This is a genomic window from Mesorhizobium sp. CNPSo 4661 (assembly GCF_057784215.1).
Genome location: NZ_JBWGIO010000039.1, coordinates 16040 through 33872, shown reverse-complemented (window position 1 = coordinate 33872; position 17833 = coordinate 16040). Strand labels below are relative to the sequence as shown.

The window sequence follows — 17833 nt, the reverse complement described above, 5'->3', positions numbered from 1 at the left end:
CCGATGACCGATAGCACGGGCGTGTCCTTGAAGATGCCGACCAGGTAGTTGCCCATGCCAGCCACGGAGGGCGGCAAGGCCTGTGGGATGACAACACGGAAATAGGTGCGCGCGGTCGACAGATTAAGCGATGTCGCCGCCTCCCACTGTCCCTTCGGAACGCTCTCCAGCCCACCGCGGTAAACTTCGGATAGATAGGCCGCGTAGTGGAGCCCGATGGCTATCATGCCCGCCACCCAGGGCGACAATGTCACGCCGAACTCCGGCCCGACATAGAAGACGAAGAATATCTGCAGCACCAGCGGCGTGGAGCGGATGAACTCGACTGCCTCGCGCATGGCCATTGTCAACGTTCTCGACGGTGTGCGTTGCGCCAGCGCGAATGCAAGTCCCAGGAACATCGCTATCACGTAACCCAAGCCTGCGGCCAACAGCGTATTTGCGGTCGCCGCTAGCAGGCGGGGGAGAATCTCCCAGGTGAATTCCCAGTCCCAACCAAGCATCGCTATGCCCTTCCCAGCTTGCGTTCCATAAAGCGCTCAAGCCAGCTCATGAAGGGCGTGATGATGAAACGGGCCATGATGTAGTAGATGATCAGCGCCGTCCCGAAGGCTTTTGCGGACAAGAAGGTCGTTGCGTTTATCTGCTTGGCCTGGAACGTCAGGTCGGCGACCGAGATCAATGAGACCAGGGCGGTTCCCTTTAGAAGCTCGATCTGCAGGTTGCCCCAGGGCGGCAGCATTATGACCAGAGCCTGGGGAAGAATGATGCGTCGCATGCGTGTCAGCGGCGACATGTTGATCGCCAGGGCAGCCTCCCACTGTCCCCCTGGGCACTGAGAGGATAGCGCCGCGAACCAGTTCAGCCCCGTAGGCTCCCAGGTTCATGCCGACGCCGATAAAGCCCGCTGTAAACTTGTCCAGCGAGAGGCCGAACAGGGGCAGGACGAAGAAGATCCAGTAAAGCTGGACGAGCAGCGAAGTGCCACGGAAAAACTCGATATAGATGGTGGCGATCCAGCGAATGGGGCCGACCGGCGCCAGCCGCATCAGACCCGCGGTCAGGGCCAGCACGATCGCCAGCGCGATCGACACGGCGGTTAGCATGGCCGTAACCAGCGTGCCGCTGAGCAGCAGATTCTCATGGGCGACAAGGAATTCAAAATAGGACATCGGCTCGCATCAACGGATAATCGGACATCGGCTGCAATTGCAGCGAGCCGCTGGGGGCCTTCCCCTTACAGTTGTACTATCGGGCCACGGGAAGTGCCAACCCGCTTCAAGTGATCATCGCGCCGGCATGGTGGCTCTGGGCGGCCCTGCGGGCCGCCATGCTTCGCGGCTTCGATGCCGACACAGCTTCCGTCGGGTATAGGCGACCTTTTGGCGAGCCGAAGGTTCACCAGCCTCGATACGGCCAAAACTAGGACCGATTACCGTGATCTCAGGTTCGTTCCAAGCGCGACGGCGATGATCGTGATGCCCATCTCGGCTTCTCCGGGTTCAGTCCTAAAACTCCGGTGAAGAGCAGGGTGGGGCCCCCGAAGGGCCCACCGCAATGACCTCGCTAGCGATTGGAGCAGATCCACTTGGTTGTCGTGTCGCCCGGAAGGCTGGCAGCCACGATGCCATATTGCTTGACAGAGTTCATCATCTCATCGGATCCGATGTACTGCTTCAGAGCCTCGTTGAATTTGGCCAGGAAGTCGGCATCCTCGGAGCGGAAACCGAGACCGACCCAGTTATAGGTCCACTCCGGCAGAGCGGCAGGATCGGTGGCCTGGATTTCGCCGCTCGATTGGTCTGCCATGAGTTTGGCTTCCAAATAAGTCATGCTGCCGGCATCGCCACGTCCTGCCTTGATCGCGGCGAGCACCTCCGAAGGTCCGGGGACAACCATAATCTTGTCCTCCCCAATTCCTTCTTTCTTGGCGACCGCAATTGTGCTCGATCCCGCATAGGTCACGAACACCGCCCCTTTCTCGGCGATATCGTTGTAGGTATTGATGTGCTTGGGATTGCCGGCTGGCACTATGAAGCCGTCGCCGAGCTTCGCGATAGGCTCGGAAAAGGCGACGTTCTTGCATCGCGTTGCCAAGATATACATTCCGCCCGTGATGATGTCATAGCGGTTCGCCTGAAGGCCGGGGATCAGGCCGCCCCAGTCGGTGACGGTTGTCTCCACATTGGTGTAGCCCATCTTCTTCAGGACACCGAGGGCAATCTCGTTTGCAAACCCTTTCGGATGACCCTGATCGTCGGGATACCCAAAGGGCAACACATTTGCGAACCCTATTCTGATTGCCTGCCCTGCCTGAACACGATCGGTCAGTGGACCGGCAGTTACCGTGAAAGTGCCTACGAACAAGGCGATGCCGGCTGCTAGAATGACTGTTCCCATTTTGCTTATCATTGTAATTCCCCTTGTAATCACGGTTCACCGGTGTTGATTGCTGCCGCCCTTGGCGGGGCGCACCAACGACCATACTTCAGCATCATGGAGCACAAGCTGCATATCAGTTCGCCAAAAAGACCGCCTATGTGAAACGTCCCGCGCACAAATCGAACAGATTTGAAATAGCGCGGGCTACCGGCCGCCCGCCGCGACAAGCGCAGCCTCCACGACGTTAACCCAATAGGCCATTCCGTATGGGATTGCTGTATCGTCAAAGTCGTAGGCGGCATTGTGCAAAGCGGCCGAAGGGCCATTGCCGATGAAAATGAGTGCTCCCGGGCGCGCCTGCAGCATGTAAGCGAAATCCTCCGCGCCCATGACCGGCCGCAACTTCTCGTCTACCGCTGCTGCGCCGGTACCTGCAGCGGCCCCGACGGCTAAAGCAGTGGCCGCGCTATCATTCACAGTGGCCGGGACTGACTGGCGGTACTTGTAGGTGATATCGCCGCCAAAGGCTTGCGCGATCCTCTTTGCGGTCGTCTCAAGCTGAGTTTTGGCGAAGTCGCGCACTTTAGGACTTAGAGCGCGAACGGTTCCCGCCAGTTCGACCTCGTCAGCGATGACATTATATGCATTCGAGGCGCGGAGTTTCGTCACGGAAATGACGAGCGACTCGACCGGATCGATGCTACGCGACACCAGTGCCTGCAGGCCAGTGATTATATGCGCGGCGATGACGACGGGATCAACCGTTAAGTGGGGCGCTGCAGCGTGCCCGCCGCGCCCCTTAACAACGATGTCAAAATCATCCTGGGAAGCCATCATGGGGCCTGCACAGATGGCAAATTTGCCAACATCGATGCCGGGCCAGTTGTGCATCCCGAAGACTTGCGAGATGCCGAAACGGTCTAAGAAGCCGTCTTCGACCATCTTGAACCCACCCGACGGCAGTTCGACCTCCTCGGCGGGTTGGAATATGAGGGCGACGTTACCCCTGAAGTTCCGCCGTTCAACGAGGTACTTTGCAGCACCAAGCAGCATGGCCGTATGGCCGTCATGGCCGCACGCATGCATCTTGCCGGGGGTCTTAGATGCCCATGCTTTTCCCGTCGCTTCAGGAATCGGCAAGGCATCCATGTCCGCTCGCAGGCCAATCGTCGGACCTTCCCCACCTTCGCCCTGAATGAATGCGACGATGCCGGTTCCGGCAATCCCTGTTTCGATATGATTGATCCCGAAGGATGCCAACTTGTCCGCGACGAACCGAGCGGTTTCATGAACGGCAAAATCGAGTTCGGGGTTTTGGTGGAGATGCCGGCGCCACTCTGTGACCTCGTCGACCAGGTGATTAAAATCCTCGGCAATGTGCATGCTGACTCCGTTAATCGACGTGGGGTGGCCATTGCGGTTGCTGGCATCATGGGTGATTCTGCCGAAAACCTTTGTAAACGTTCGGGCAAAACGCGCATCTGGGTGAAACGGTTCAGCCTGATTTCGTAGGAGATTGCAACAACGGCGCCTATCGTATGATCTACGTTGCACTACGCGGCTATTCTTGCAATTACGTTTCAGATCGCTAATCCGGCGAGGGTTAAGCGTCCAAAGGTGCAGGCATGATGGATGATCTCGACCGGCGGATACTCGGCGCAATGCAAAAGAATAACAGGCTGTCATTCTCCGAGCTTGCAGACCTCGTGGGTTCGTCTGCTGCCTCTTGCATGCGCCGCGTCAACAGGTTACGCGCCGATGGCGTTATCACCGCTGATATCTCGCTGGTCGATCCCAAGGCGGTTGGAAAGTCGCTGACCGTGGTTGTCACCGTAGAGCTCGACCGCGAGCGTTTAGACCTGGTTGATGATTTCAAGCGAGCGATGAGGGCGGCGAAAGAAGTCACTCAATGCTATATGATCACAGGGGATGCCGATTTTGTCCTTATTGTAGCAGTGGAGGACGTCGAGGCCTTTGACGTCTTCGTAAAAACCAAACTCTACACCAATCCCAACGTCCGCAAATTCAAGAGCATGATTGCGCTGGACCGAGTGAAGTTCGAGCCCCGAGTGCTCGTGTAGCCTCTTTTAGGTTGAACGTTTCCTCCACTCCTATCCCATTTTTGAAGCCTACATTGCGGGGCGAGCGCCACTTTGATCCAATTAGCACACCGAAGTCCCATTTAATTGTGTCGTCGGGTGACACGGGCACAAGCTGCTAAGCATATGACACCATCAGGCGGAGGATCGCGCTGATGATATCTGGTACGCCGCGCTTGAGGTCTGAGGTACGCCAGATGCGAACTGCTGAGGTCCGGACCCGCTGGGCGGGTTCGCTGCGGCAATTCGTGGGCGTGTGGAGCGCTTGGATGGAAAGATTTGGAGGACTCAGGAATGACACTTGCTGCAGCCGAACCTGCGACGGCTCTCCCAGCCTTAGAGCGACGGCACCGGGATCAACGGCAGTATCCTCATGGCGTGGCCTTCATGGACAATCAGTACTTGCCGATGTCCGAAGCCAAGGTGTCCGTCCTGGACTGGGGCTTTCTGCATTCCGATGCCACCTACGATACCGTTCATGTGTGGGAAGGGAGGTTCTTCAGGCTGGATCTGCACCTGGACCGGTTCTTCCGCGGGATGGAAAAGTTGCGCATGAAGCTTCCCTACGACCGCAGTGAGATCGAGAAGATACTATCGACCTGCGTGGCGCTATCCGGCCACAAGTCGGCCTATGTCGAAATGATCTGCACGCGTGGTGGCTCGCCCAGCTTTAGCCGGGACCCGCGCGAGTCGGAAAATAGGTTCATCGCGTTCGCGGTGCCTTTCGGGTCGGTCGCTAACAAGGAGCAACTGGAGCGCGGCTTGCATGTCGCCATCAGCAACACCGTTCGCATACCGCCGAAGTCGGTAGATCCGGCCATCAAGAATTATCACTGGCTCGATTTGGTGAAGGGCTTGTTTGACGCATATGACTACGGTGCCGAAACTGCATTGATCGTCGACATCAACGACAACATTGCCGAAGGGCCTGGCTTCAACGTTTTCACCGTCAAAGACGGCCACTTGAAGACACCGGCCTATGGCGTCCTTGCCGGCATTACCAGGCAGACCGTATTTGATCTCTGCGACGAACTGGGCCTATCGGTCAGCGCTGGAGACATTGATCGCGACGAGCTGAAGCGTGCCGATGAGGTTTTCATCACTTCCACAGCGGGCGGGATCATGCCTGTATCCAAAATCGACGATGCCGTTGTGGGCGACGGCAAGGTTGGCGCTCTGACTCGCCAGCTGACAGACCTGTATTGGAAGAAGCATGCCGACCCGGCATGGTCGACTGCGGTAAATTACGCATAGAATCCGCGACATATTATCGCGCGCCCGGGGGTCTGTGCTACCGCGAATGTGCCAATGAACAACACTTTCCTTTCGCATCTCTCAAACGAGCTCGCGGAGCTTAAATCGGCCGCGCTCTACAAGTCCGAGCGGGTGATTTCCTCAACGCAGTCGGCCCTGATCGAGGTTGCCGGCCAGAAGGTGCTGAATTTCTGCGCCAACAACTATCTTGGCCTCGCCGACAGCCCCGAGCTGCGCGATGCGGCGAAGCAGGCGCTCAACCGCTATGGCTACGGTATGGCCTCGGTGCGATTCATCTGCGGCACCCAGGAAGAACACAAAGAGCTCGAAGCCACCATCTCGTCCTTCCTCGGCATGGACGACACCATTCTCTACGGCTCCTGCTTCGACGCCAATGGCGGCCTGTTCGAGACGCTGCTCGGCGAGGAGGACGCCGTCATCTCGGACGCGCTGAATCACGCCTCGATCATCGACGGGGTGCGGCTCTCCAAGGCCAAGCGCTTTCGCAACGCCAACAACGACATAGCCGACCTCGAGGCGCGGCTGAAGGAGGCGAAGGACTGCCGCTTCCGGCTGATCGCCACCGACGGCGTGTTCTCGATGGACGGCATCATCGCCAACCTGCAAGGAGTCTGCGACCTTGCCGAGAAATACGACGCCATGGTCATGGTCGACGACAGCCATGCCGTCGGCTTCGTCGGCAAGAACGGCCGTGGCTCGGCCGAGCACTGCGGCGTCGAGGGCAGGGTGGACATCATCACCGGCACGCTCGGCAAAGCCCTGGGCGGCGCGTCCGGAGGCTATACTGCGGGGAAGAAACAGGTGGTCGACTGGCTACGCCAGCGCTCGCGCCCATATCTCTTCTCAAACACGCTCATGCCGGCGATCGCCGGCGCCTCACTGAAAGTCTTCGAACTGATCCGCAATGGCGATGCGCTGCGCCGGCGCCTATATATGCCAATGCGGAACGCTTCCGGTCTCAAATGGGTAAGCTCGGCTTTACGCTTGCTGGCGCAGATCATCCGATCATCCCGGTGATGCTGGGCGACGCCGCTCTTGCGCAGGAGATGGCGGCCCGCATGCTGAAGCGCGGCATCTACGTCATCGGTTTTTCGTTCCCGGTGGTGCCGAAGGGCCAGGCCCGCATCCGCACGCAGATGTCGGCAGCGCACTCCAGCGCCGACATAGATCGCGCCGTCGAGGCGTTCGGCGCGGTTGCAAGGGAACTTTCGATCATATGACCGGCCCGGTCGCTGACTATCTCCCGCCAAACAGGGCATTGGGCGAAAGCGTAGAGTCCATCAGCGTATCTGCGCTAGCTGCTTCGGCGCACGAGGGGTGAGCAACTGGGCCTTTCCTTCAGTAACCACGACGGTTTCCTCATGCAGGACGATTTTACCGGGCTCGTACTCCAAGGCCGGCTCAATGCAGAGCACCATGCCTGGCTCCAACACCATATTGTCCTCCAGTCTAATTGACGGCGGTTCGGTCAATCGCAACCCAAGTCCATGCCCCATTCTCCCGTTGCTATTGAGGTCCGTCCCACCGGAAGAAAGCGCCTTGGCCATTTGTTCGAAGACAAATCCGGTTGTAACCCCTGCTGCAGCCGCTTGAAGACCGATCTCGTGCGCGTCCCAAACCTTGTCTTGAGCATACCGTAGGGCATCGGTAGCGCTGCCAACCTGGTAGTTGCGATCGTAATCGCAGAAATACCCGTCGTAGGTCGTACCCGTGTCAATGAAGAGCAGGTCGCCATCAGCGATTGGCCGGTCCCTAGGCCCTCCCGTGATCTCGAAAGGCCCGCCCACGTCGGATCTGCAAATGAGGGTCGGAATAGCGCCGGCGCCGCCCATATTCAGGCGACCACGGAATTCCCGAAGGATCGTACGTTCGGTATCGCCGATTTTCACGAAATTGGGCACTTCAGCGTATACGGCGCCCGCGATGTCTATAGCCTTTTTTATTTTGCTGACTTCAGCCGGGCTCTTGATCATCCGCAGCTGCCAAATGAGGCTTGCGCCATCAACAATCTCGACACCCTTTAGATCACCGACGATCGCATTCAATTGCGTTACAGGCATTCCCAGTCGCAATTCCATACCAAGTTCAGCCCCCACGCGTCCGTGTCGGCGGGGCAGGTCTGATATCGCCGCGACAACAAGAGATGTGCCTTCATCCTCGGGCCGAGGCGAAGGCCAGGATCGGATTTCCTTGATCCATGTTTTCTCGATGATAGCTCTGCCGATCTCTGGAATGATCGCGAGTGGCGCCCCGGTAGCAGGCACTAACACGAACCAAGGTCGCGTGTAGCTCTCCCAGAATGTTGAATCAACACCGATGAAATACCGGATATTGTCCATCGAAGTAAGCAACAAACCGTCTAGGCGATGTTGACCCATTAACCGCTGGGCCCGGGCGACACGCTGTTCGAACTCAGTTGGCGCAAAGCCGTAGGAGGCTTCCTGATCCATTCTATAACCCTGTCCATCCAAACGTTCTCAGCCGTAGCGGCTGCAGTTACCACCATCCTAAAGGCGCTCAGTGCACGAAAGATGCCAAAATCGCGCTGGCTGCGGGGACGCTATTTCAAATACGCCTAATCGGCCGCCCGATCTGCGTCTCTCGCGCGACAAACTCGAGGCGCTCGGTGGTTGCCTGGGACAGGCCCCCTGAGCATTTAAACCGCCAATCTCGATTGCCTCCACGGCCACTGATTCATCGTTGTCAGATGTATCTCCGGCAATCTCTACCGCACCTAGCAACCGACCGGCCTGGTCTCTCACTAGGACGCCCTCGGCGACGGGAACAATCTTGCCGCCGGATATGGCGGTCAGGCCGGCTACAAAGTGAGGGCGGTCGGCTGATGCTTTGTCGAGCCAGCGCGAACCGAAACCGACGGCCAAAGCACCGTACGCCTTGCCGAACGCAATTTCAAAGCGGAGCATTGAAGCCCCGTCCTGCTTCTGAAACGCGACCAAGTGGCCGCCAGCATCCGGAACCGCAACGCCCTCAAGGGCTTCAGATCCTTCCTACTTGCCGTCGAGCAGGCCCGATTAATGATGGAATTGGCAACTTCCAATGTCAGCTTGGTCATATTGGATATCCCTTGAGCTTGTTAGCGGGGACGTTTTCTATGCCGCCAAACGAGCATCGACCGGAAGAGCCGTAGCCACAACCCTGGCCAGCATGGCCGATGTTGCAGCAGAAAGCGTCCACCCTAGATGCCCGTGACCCGTATTGTAGAAGACACCTGGAACCCGGCCTTTGCCCACCCGAGGCATCATGTTCGGCATCATCGGTCGCAGCCCTGCCCACGGCACAACGTGTTCAGTTGCCACTTTCGGAAACATCATCCGCGTCCAGTCGATATAGAGCGTCTTCCTCACCAACCGCTGCAGCACGTCCTCGTCGGCGCCCCAAGCCCAGAATAGGCCGGCGAGCGTGATGTCGATGACGATCAGCGTCGAGGACAGATAGCTGACATCGCCCTTGATCAGGCCGAAGCCGGAATCGATGTAGGAGGTGAAGGTGTTGAGGAAGGTGTCGATAACGCCGACATTGTTCATCGCGCGCCTCCCGGCGTCTGATGCGTCGGCACAGCGTTGGCCGGAGCGGCGCTGTCTGGCGTTGCTGGGGGCGGCAGCGGCCGCGCCGGCGTGCCGAAGAAGCGATTGCGGTTCTCCTCCCAGACCGCCTGGCAGCGCGGATCTTCGGCATCCTGGGGACCAAGGCCCTTCGAACCGCTCTCCGGTCTCGGGCAGCTCGGCCGAGACGCGCGGTGCGCCGGCATGCACCTCCGCGCCGACATGATGGGCGACCAGACGCACGATCCGCTCGCCGTCGGCAGCGGATATGACGCGGCCGCTATCTTCCAGGCCGCCCGACAGCCGGTCGATCCATAACCGGCCGTCGGGGTTGAGCATCACCTCGACAATGCCGGGGCGTTCCAGAAAGGTGGCGATCGCCGGCCCGAGCGCGGTGCGCAGCATGCGCGCTCCGCGGGAAAAGGCCTCCGAAGAAGCAAGAGCGACCGCCACGATCGTCCCCGTAACCATGGTGTCGGCGATCACCAGGGACAGCGGGATCGACCGCAAGACGGTGCGCGAATACATTGAGCGCGGGCTCGAGGCTCCGGCCTACGGACCGCGCAAGCCGCGCCAGAAGGAAGCCGTGCTTGGCGACGACATCAAGGCGATGGTCAACACGCTTGGCCATGATCTCCGGGGCTTGCGCGACCGGGCGATCCTGCAGCTCGGCTTTGCCGGCGGCCTGCGGCGCTCCGAGATCGTCGTCCAGACGTCGTGCGCGGCGACCACAGTGATGGCCAGGGCTGGATCGAGATATTTCGGACAAGGGCGCGCCGGTGACGCTGCGCGGCAGACGGGCTGGCGCGAGGTCGGCCGCGGCGCTTCCGATCAGACTTGCCGGCTCACCGCCCTTGAGGACCGGGTCCGCTTCGGCCGCATCGCGGGTGGCCCGCTCTTCCGCCGCATCTTCAAGGACAACAAGACCGTCGACGTCGAACGGCTCTGCGACAAGCCTGTCGCCCGCCTGGTCACGCACACCGCGCTCGCCGCCGGCGTCCGCTCCGATCTTCCGGAAGGGAAACGTGCGCTGCTGTTCTCAGGGCACTCGTCCAGAAGCAGCTTGGCCACGCCTCGGCCGAGATGACCCGCAAATATCAACGGCGGCGCGATCGATTCGGCACCAACCTCACCATGGCAACGGGGCTCTGAGAAAGCCCCTACCCCCGAATGAAGCCGCAACGGCACGGTCGGAGATTGCCTCCGGACCGATAGGCTCGGAGTTCACCGGCAATATTAGGCCGCCTTCGCAAACTGCATGCTGCCCCAGGTCGCGCGTATCAGGCCAAAGCTGCGTCAGCGTACCCCCTGCGGGCGCAAATAGAGCTCATCATTGACGCACAACGATCATCAATTCCTGTGTTTGGAATTGCCCGAAAGCAACCCCTGGCAGATCGAGGCGAGCGCCTTTGAGCGCAAATGCTACAGGCAATTGTTGCTGCTCGCACTTTGCGGAGGCCCCGTAACGCACGGGCTTCAGGTCGGGTGCGGGACTGGGGCTTTAACGGAACAGCTGGTGCCGCATTGCGGACGGCTCACGGTCATGCATATCGAGCCGCAAACGCCTTCTCTGACGCGCCTGCGCATGCAGTATCTTTCGCACATCGATTGGATGGTCCACGAGGACCAACCCAGCTCAGGCAGGGAGTTGTTCGACCTTATCGTTGTGACCGACGTAATTTGCCATTTCCGGGCATAGCGGAACTGTCTGGTCCGCGTGCTTGCTCCGGACGGTTATCTGGTTTTCGGATTGCGGCGCGATTCAATTCGCCGGCACTTGGGCCATTTCGCGAGGGCCGAGCCCGCGTTAGCCACGTTGAACCCGAAGGCTGCCGAGGCAGGCCTTAGACTGAGACGATCGCCCCGTCATAATGAATTCGTCGGAGGCTAGCCTCGGGACATCGGATCACCCGGGCTCCTGGCGCTGGCTTGGAAGCGGCATTGGCAACAAAGCATGATGACAGCAGAACCGAAGTGCCGCGAAATAAGAGCACCGGCGCGCGGAGTGCCACCCCGCTGTAGCAACCCGCTTGGTTTGTGAGCTCGTGCCGCAACGTGGGAACGTTTCCTAGCGAGGGGATGACCATTCTGGACGATTCATTTTGCGTGTCGTGGCTTAAGTTGCGTCAATCCAAATCAATGGCATCGATCGCAGCCCGATTAAGCCGACAGGACGCTCGTACGACTGACCATTATCGGTGTCTAATAATGGTCTCGGTGGCGACGTACTCGCGCCAGAAGCTCGCAGGCGTCGACCTCAAGCACCTCCGTCAGGTCGAGAAATTCAATTACGTCCAGGCGACGTTCGCCGCCCTCGCACTTCGCTATGAATGATTGTGGGCGGCCAAGCATGTCCGCGACGTTGGCCTGGGTCAGGCCTTTGCCCTTGCGCGCCGCAACCAACTCTTTCAGCAGCCGACGCTGGCGAGGCGATCGAAGCGATTTTGACATCAGGGGAACCGGCCAAGGAGGAACCGGTTCACCGACTAATCCCAGTTTCGTATTATCCCATTTCGGGATATAGTCGTGAAAACGGGACGAGATTTCACGGGATGAGATTTGAAACACACTACGCACCAAATGTCCGGTAAGGCTGTTGCTGTCGCGGACGAGCTTCCATGGTCTGACGCGCTCACGGCGTACGTCAAAGAGCATTTCACAGCCCGCAAGGGCTGCCTGCGCCAGGGCGAAGCCGTATGGCCGAAACCGCCTAATCCTGTCGAAGATCAGCGGGCCCGGTTTGATGGGCACCCGGTGGGCGCCTGGCGGTTGTCGATCTTGAGCAGCAGACGGATCATCGCTGGATGACCGAAGAAACAGTCGACGAGGTCCCATGGTCGGACCGCCTCACGGCTTACGACGAGGCGAATTTGACGATCTACATGCGGTTTCTGGACGCTGCAGCCGATAATCACTACAGCTATGAGGAAATGGCACAGCTGATCCTGGGCATCGATCCCGAGTGCGAACCGGAACGCGCCCGAAACGCGGCTAGAAGCCACCTCGACCGGGCGAACTGGTTCATTACGACCGGCTACAAGGAACTGTTCGGCCGGCCGCTCGCGGCCGCTGATCCCGTCGTCATCGAATTGCGCGAGTAGTCGCGCATCGCCGAGGACCTCAGCGCCGAGCGCAACCGGCTGACGAACCGCATGAGCGAGCAGCTCTGGCGCTATTTTCCCGCGCTCCTCGAGCTCGAAAACGACCTCGGGGCAGAGTGGCTGCTCTATCTGTGGAAGGCCGTGCCGACACTGGACAAAGCCGTGCGTATCCGCGAGACGACAATCGCCAAACTTCTCAAGCGCAATCGCATTGGCCGCTTCGACGCCGCCCATGTCCGAACTCGATCATGCCGGCGAAGAGCATGTGCGTGCCGACGGCAATGCCGCTAGCCCGCTTTGGCGCGGTCGGCGGCAAGTCGAGCGCGAAGCGGCTGCTTTCCCAAATGCGAGGATCATGAGGCGCCGCCTGCCCGTCCAGCAGAACCGGAAACGCATCACGAATCATGATCGGTCCGGTCGACGGCAACAGGCGAACGCAGCCGTTAACGCCATCGCCCCGCAGCAACAGATAATCGGGCTTCAGAGCATCGAAGCGATCGGTCTCTTACCCCCCGTTGGTCCGCACGTCCCAGTCGAGCCGCTCCTTGAAGACGCGATGCCGCAGACGGTGCATGGCATGCAAGTCATCTGCGAAATCGTCGTACCGTTCGGGCGCAATTAAAGCTTGTCGTTTCGCAATTCGAAACGGCTTGTCTGTCGTATCTTCTGAAGTCATCCTGTCTCCAGTTGTTCCAAACAATACGACCACCTGATCCGACCCCTTTGCTCCGGCCCCATTACAGGGCCTTCAACGCTCATACGGGCCGGTCCGCCCCAGTCTCCTGCATCGGTACTCTCGCCTTGCGGTTTGGCCCGCTTGTGCTTCTCCCTTTGCATCAGGAGCCTGGTTCCTGCAGTTCCGCGCGAATGCGTGTGTCCGACTCACGCCCCCTCAACGCCGGTCGCCGCCCGCCCTGTCATCAGGCACCCGGCGGACTTGTCCCAGGATGACGAGACGGTCCTGGTTTCGGCGACACTTACGTTCATAACGACGCGTCTTCGAAGGGTTCACTTTCGTTCGTCTTTCAGACACCCACCTGCTCGGATCTCGTCCGAACTTTTCATCCAACGCTCACCACCACGGCTCTTTACCGCAGCAGCTTGGACTGGTTTGAGACCCGCTCCTGAAAGCCGATCCCGGGGGGGGCCGTCCCCCATCATTCACGCAGCTTTACGCTACGGTCTTAGTTCATATTGAACTCCTTCCGCTGCTCTGCAGCACACTCTCATCGATGAAGATCAGCCGCGTCAAAGCCTTGTTGAAGAGCCGCTTTCGCCGCCTGATCCATAATTCACGCGCCTGGCGCACGTCAGCCCGCTGCTGCTCGCTGGCCTGCAGAGTTTTTTTTATGACTGAGCCCCAGGCGATTAAGCAGACGCCCGACATTGGAGCGGTGCACGCTCACCCCGCGCCCCTCCAGCTCGACGCAAAGTTCATCCCGGCCTCGGCCAATCGCAAGCGGACAAACTCGGCATGCGGCTCGAGCTTCCCGCCTCCCACATGGCCCTGCCGGCGCGCTTCGAGCGAACCCGTCTGCAGGCGCAGCTGGATCAGATTGTTCACAAAGCGAGGCGAAACGCGGAAATGGCGCGCAGCCTCGCGGTGGCCATGTCACTCATCGACATACGCAACAACACGCCGACGCAACTCAAGCGGTAGCGGCTTGCCCATCGCGGTTTCCTTCAACCGCAATGAATCACGAACTCAAATCAAGGGGAATCTGGAGGCTTCTGTGACGTCCGCATACTCGACGGAGCCACCTGGCAGGACGTCGGACCTCATTGCAGCCGGATTGAACGGAGGCGCGGGTAGGTTTGGTGCTATGGGGATTGTAGCCTGGAGGAGCGGTCGGGATCGTCGGTGCCAGGCTGAGGAAGAGCGTTCACGATGCGGCCACAGCGAAGGATGGCACGGTGGAAGGCGGAACCGTGATAGCGCGAGCCGTCGGACAGGCTGCAGTGCTTTCTATCGCCGGGCTGGCTGCTTGCGGCTTTGTGCGGCGGGACAAGGGTCGGGGTGCCAGCGCGCATGGCGACGGATACCGTACCGGGTGATGTAGACGCCGGCGCGATCATGGGGTGTCGTTCCAGAATGAGCTCGGCGGTACCTGTCCGCATCGCCAGATGGCGAGCGTGATCATCCGTCCTCCACAGCATGGGCAGCGGTGCGCTGCCGCAAGGGGCTCGGCGGCGGCGCTTTCGGCATCCGCTTCGAGGTCGTCCTGCTGCGGGCTGGCCAGAAGCCTGCGGCACAGGTCGAGCCTGGCAGCGCGATGACCATTGGCGAGGAAGCCGTAGTGGCGGATGCGATGGAAGCCGTCGGGCAGCGTGTGCAGCAGGAAGCGGCGGATGAACTCATGCGCGTCGAGCGTCATGATCTTGGTCTTGCCGCGATGGCGATAGTCCCGCCAGCGGAATGCGATCCGATCGTCGGCCGTGCTGATCAGTCGGGAATTGGCAATGGCGACGCGATGGGTGTAGCGGCCGAGATAGGCCAGCACCTGCTTCGGCCCGCCGAAGAGCGGCTTGGCGTAGACGACCCATTGACGGCGACGAGCCTCGGCGAGCAAGCGGGCGAAGGCATCGGGCTTTGCCAGGTGGGCGAGATCGCCGAAGAAGCCCAGCCGCCCCCCATCATGGGCCGCTCGCAGCTCCTCCAGAAAGCGCCGGCGGAACAGACGCGACAGCACGCGCACGGGCAGGAAGAACCCCGGCCGGCAGGGGATCCATCGCGTGCCGTCGGGCGACAAACCACCGCCCGGCACGATGCAATGGATGTGGGGATGGTAGGTGAGCGTTTGGCCCCAGCTGTGCAACACCGCGATGAGACCGATCTCTGCGCCGAGATGCCTGGAATCCGCGGCGATCGTGCGAAGCGTCTCGGCGGCCGCCTTGAACAGGATCGTGTAGACCGCCGCCTTGTTCTGGAAGGCGATCGCGGCAACCTCGGCCGGCAGCGTGAACACCACGTGGAAGTAGGCAACCGGAAGAAGCTCGTCCTGCCGCGCGGCGAGCCAGTCCCGGCAGGCCTGCCCCTGGCACTTGGGGCAATGCCGGTTGCGGCAGGAATTGTAGGCCACGCGGATCGCCCCGCAGGACCGGCAGCCCTCCACATGGCCGCCCAGTTCGGCGGTCCGGCACAGTTCGATGGCGCGCATCGTGCGGCGCTCGACGCGTCCGAGATGGCCGATATTGACCTGTCGATACGCCTCGCCATGGCGGCGGAAGATATCCGCCACCTCCAGTCTCGCCGACATGGGCGGACCGGTCAGCCCGGCGGCACGACTTCGATGTTCAGCCGGTCGAGCGGGCTCGTCGTGCGCCGGATGAGGCCGTTCGAGACCTTGGTGTAGCGCGCCGTCGAGGAAAGATTGTTGTGGCCAAGCAGCACCTGGATGATGCGGATATCGGTGCCGTTCTCCAGCAGATGCGTGGCGAAGCTGTGCCTGAGCGTGTGGACCGTCACGCGCTTGTCGATGCCGGCGGCGGCTCGCGCCGAGCGGCAGGCCGAATACAGCACCTGCACGTCGATGGGCCGATTGGCGTCTCGGCCAGGAAACAGCCAGCCCCGCGGCTTCGCCAGACGCCAGTAGACCCGCAGGATACGCAGCAGCTGCGCCGACAGCATCACGGTGCGGTCCTTGCCGCCCTTGCCATGCTCGACACGGATCACCCCGCGACCGCTGTCGATGTCGCCGACCTTCAGCCCGACAGTCTCCGAGGCGCGAAGACCTGCTGCGTAGGCCGTCGTCAGGGCCGTACGGGTCTTCAGGCTCGGCACCGCCTCCAGGAAGGCGACGACCTCGTCGGCGCTCAACACCACCGGCAGCGTGCGTGGCGAGCGAGCATAGACGATCCGCTCCGGGATCTCGGCATGGCCCAGCGTCACGCCGTAGAAGAACCGCAGCGCGCACACCGTCTGGTTCAGCGCTGGCCACGAGATTCCGGTCGACACCAGATGAACTTGGAAGGCGCGGACGTCCTCCAGACCGAGCCGGTCCGGCGAACGGCCAAAGTAGCGCGAAAACTTCGCCACGGCATGCACGTAGGATCGCTGCGTGGCCGGCGACAGATTGCGGATCGTCATGTCCTCGATCATGCGCCGGCGAAGAGGGCTCAACTCGACCATCTGATTGCTCCTGTTCTCGAGATTGCGCTTCAACAGCCGCAATCCTTCAAAACAGAAGCGTCACCCGCAAACCGATCCGCCAAATGCCGCTTTAGCGGCTTCGTTCAATCCTGAATCCCTTAAATCGCGATCCGCTTTAGAAGCAGGATCATGTGGACCTCGTAGAGAAGAATGAAGAATGACCCTGCCATTGGAGACCAGGACTGAAGTCGAAACAGTCTGTGAAGTCGTACAGATAAATTGGTTTGGTGGCCCTTGGGAAGCTGCATTCCGGCGCGGGAGGCCGGCCTTCTCGGGGTTGTCCGCGTGAACGATCGCTCAGAGCTATGCCTGCGCCGACAACAGCAGGAAGGTTTCACGATGCAAAGCGGAATCAGTCTCGGTCCGGTCCTCGCTGAGCCGGTCACGACTATGGACATGAAAGCACGCCCCCTGCACCGAAGAATGGCGCCCACCAGAACCGCGCTGCACGGGAACAGCTCGCCAAGACAGGTGCATTTGCTAGCTGAGAAGTGTCAATGATGCTAAGAATCCGGCTCACTCATCAGCGCGATGGCTTGCCTGGTTGTTTTCACTCCGAGCTTTTTGCGGACATTGTCGAGGTGAAAGGTGACGGTGCGTCGTGCGATCCCCAGTATGCGGCCTGTCGCCCAGTCACACTTGCCCTTCACTGCCCACTGCAGGCACTCGAATTCGCGAGGCGTCAATCGCACCCCATCTACGATCCGATCGGTCGAGAGCTTGCGGCGAGCGTAAATGTGAAAGCAGCTCGCCATGCACAGCAATATCTGCTGGTATTGCTGTGTGACGCGCACAAAGGCTGGTCTGGGCTCGTCCGATGCGAAAGTCACCGCCGCGAAACAGCCTCGCTTATCGACGATCGGAACCGTCAAGCCGCAGCTTATGCCGAATTCGGCCGCCTCGGCGAAGAGCTTGCGCTCGACCTTTGAAAGTTCGGTTTGGCTGGCCCCAAGACCCCAAATAAACGGGCATCCGCCAGACTGCGCCTGCACGATCACCGGATCGATCGTATGATAGCGGTTTAGCTCATAATGGCGGGTCCAGCGGGCCGGGTAGTTCGAGATCAGTCTTGGTTTGCCAGAATTTTTTGGTGGAAACGATAGGTACGCAAATTGAGGAAGATCGTATTCCTGCGCAGCATGCGCGAAGGCGTCGCGGAAATCCGTCTCATCCACGCTTTCAAACAGCCGCTCCAGGAATGTCTCGAAAACCTCCTGCATTTCCAAATTTCGCCCTGGCCCCTTTCGACATCGCGTCGATTGG

General features: G+C 60.1%; 13 protein-coding genes and 6 pseudogenes. 7 read left to right on the top strand and 12 right to left on the bottom strand.

Features of this window, described 5'->3' with window-relative positions; all coding sequences use genetic code 11:
- The 4 genes and pseudogenes from ehuD to AC0YKC_RS32355 form a co-directional block, all read right to left on the bottom strand.
- Positions 1–503 (bottom strand): ectoine/hydroxyectoine ABC transporter permease subunit EhuD (gene ehuD / locus AC0YKC_RS32370; RefSeq protein ID WP_488514001.1); only part of this gene is annotated, 503 nt, incomplete at its 3' end.
- A gap of 2 nt (positions 504–505) precedes the next feature.
- Positions 506–1172 (bottom strand): annotated as a pseudogene (gene ehuC, locus AC0YKC_RS32365) (ectoine/hydroxyectoine ABC transporter permease subunit EhuC).
- Positions 1173–1566: 394 nt separating this feature from the next.
- Entirely contained in the window at positions 1567–2400 is an 834-nt protein-coding gene (locus AC0YKC_RS32360) for a transporter substrate-binding domain-containing protein (protein WP_488514000.1), read from the bottom strand.
- Positions 2401–2586: 186 nt separating this feature from the next.
- The gene (locus AC0YKC_RS32355; protein WP_488513999.1) at positions 2587–3765 is read right to left on the bottom strand and encodes a M20 aminoacylase family protein; all 1179 of its coding nucleotides are present in this window, start codon (positions 3763–3765) and stop codon (positions 2587–2589) included.
- A gap of 242 nt (positions 3766–4007) precedes the next feature.
- On the opposite strand from AC0YKC_RS32355, the gene AC0YKC_RS32350 reads away from it, so the two are divergent.
- The 3 genes and pseudogenes from AC0YKC_RS32350 to AC0YKC_RS32340 all read left to right on the top strand — a co-directional run bounded on the left by AC0YKC_RS32350 (position 4008) and on the right by AC0YKC_RS32340 (position 6976).
- Positions 4008–4463, top strand: a complete 456-nt coding sequence (locus tag AC0YKC_RS32350) for an Lrp/AsnC family transcriptional regulator (RefSeq protein ID WP_488513998.1) — start codon at positions 4008–4010, stop codon at positions 4461–4463.
- A 312-nt stretch (positions 4464–4775) separates the two neighbouring features.
- Complete coding sequence (locus AC0YKC_RS32345) at positions 4776–5735, top strand: aminotransferase class IV (protein WP_488513997.1); 960 nt, start codon at positions 4776–4778, stop codon at positions 5733–5735.
- Between the two features lie 54 nt (positions 5736–5789).
- A pseudogene (locus AC0YKC_RS32340) lies at positions 5790–6976 on the top strand (glycine C-acetyltransferase).
- Between the two features lie 60 nt (positions 6977–7036).
- Here the strand turns inward: AC0YKC_RS32340 and AC0YKC_RS32335 are convergent.
- From AC0YKC_RS32335 to AC0YKC_RS32325, 3 genes and pseudogenes are all read right to left on the bottom strand, one after another.
- Complete coding sequence (locus AC0YKC_RS32335) at positions 7037–8206, bottom strand: M24 family metallopeptidase (RefSeq protein ID WP_488513996.1); 1170 nt, start codon at positions 8204–8206, stop codon at positions 7037–7039.
- Positions 8207–8416: 210 nt separating this feature from the next.
- Positions 8417–8829, bottom strand: a pseudogene (locus tag AC0YKC_RS32330) (GlcG/HbpS family heme-binding protein); the annotation flags it as partial.
- A gap of 37 nt (positions 8830–8866) precedes the next feature.
- On the bottom strand, positions 8867–9790 hold the full coding sequence (locus AC0YKC_RS32325) for an FAD-dependent oxidoreductase (RefSeq protein WP_488514006.1): 924 nt from the start codon (positions 9788–9790) through the stop codon (positions 8867–8869).
- A gap of 91 nt (positions 9791–9881) precedes the next feature.
- Between AC0YKC_RS32325 and AC0YKC_RS32320 the strand changes: the two are divergent.
- Both AC0YKC_RS32320 and AC0YKC_RS32315 read left to right on the top strand, forming a co-directional pair.
- Positions 9882–10471: pseudogene (locus AC0YKC_RS32320) on the top strand (site-specific integrase); the annotation flags it as partial.
- Positions 10472–10652: 181 nt separating this feature from the next.
- Positions 10653–11210 (top strand): annotated as a pseudogene (locus AC0YKC_RS32315) (SAM-dependent methyltransferase).
- A gap of 311 nt (positions 11211–11521) precedes the next feature.
- Here AC0YKC_RS32315 and AC0YKC_RS32310 read toward each other — a convergent pair.
- Positions 11522–12070 (bottom strand): helix-turn-helix domain-containing protein, encoded by a 549-nt coding sequence (locus AC0YKC_RS32310; protein ID WP_488513995.1) that lies wholly within the window; start codon positions 12068–12070, stop codon positions 11522–11524.
- Positions 12071–12123: 53 nt separating this feature from the next.
- On the opposite strand from AC0YKC_RS32310, the gene AC0YKC_RS32305 reads away from it, so the two are divergent.
- On the top strand, positions 12124–12420 hold the full coding sequence (locus AC0YKC_RS32305; protein ID WP_488513994.1) for a hypothetical protein: 297 nt from the start codon (positions 12124–12126) through the stop codon (positions 12418–12420).
- Positions 12421–12655: 235 nt separating this feature from the next.
- Here AC0YKC_RS32305 and AC0YKC_RS32300 read toward each other — a convergent pair.
- Positions 12656–13096, bottom strand: a pseudogene (locus AC0YKC_RS32300) (acyl-homoserine-lactone synthase); the annotation flags it as partial.
- Between the two features lie 798 nt (positions 13097–13894).
- Here AC0YKC_RS32300 and AC0YKC_RS32295 point away from each other — a divergent pair.
- On the top strand, positions 13895–14080 hold the full coding sequence (locus AC0YKC_RS32295; RefSeq protein WP_488513993.1) for a hypothetical protein: 186 nt from the start codon (positions 13895–13897) through the stop codon (positions 14078–14080).
- Positions 14081–14492: 412 nt separating this feature from the next.
- Here the strand turns inward: AC0YKC_RS32295 and AC0YKC_RS32290 are convergent, their stop codons facing one another.
- The 3 genes from AC0YKC_RS32290 to AC0YKC_RS32280 all read right to left on the bottom strand — a co-directional run bounded on the left by AC0YKC_RS32290 (position 14493) and on the right by AC0YKC_RS32280 (position 17790).
- Positions 14493–15677: an IS91 family transposase gene (locus AC0YKC_RS32290; RefSeq protein WP_488513992.1), complete on the bottom strand. Its 1185-nt coding sequence runs from the start codon at positions 15675–15677 to the stop codon at positions 14493–14495.
- Positions 15678–15688: 11 nt separating this feature from the next.
- Positions 15689–16549: a site-specific integrase gene (locus AC0YKC_RS32285; RefSeq protein WP_488513991.1), complete on the bottom strand. Its 861-nt coding sequence runs from the start codon at positions 16547–16549 to the stop codon at positions 15689–15691.
- 524 nt (positions 16550–17073) lie between these two features.
- Positions 17074–17790 (bottom strand): helix-turn-helix transcriptional regulator, encoded by a 717-nt coding sequence (locus AC0YKC_RS32280; RefSeq protein WP_488513990.1) that lies wholly within the window; start codon positions 17788–17790, stop codon positions 17074–17076.
- Between the last annotated feature and the right edge of the window lie 43 nt (positions 17791–17833).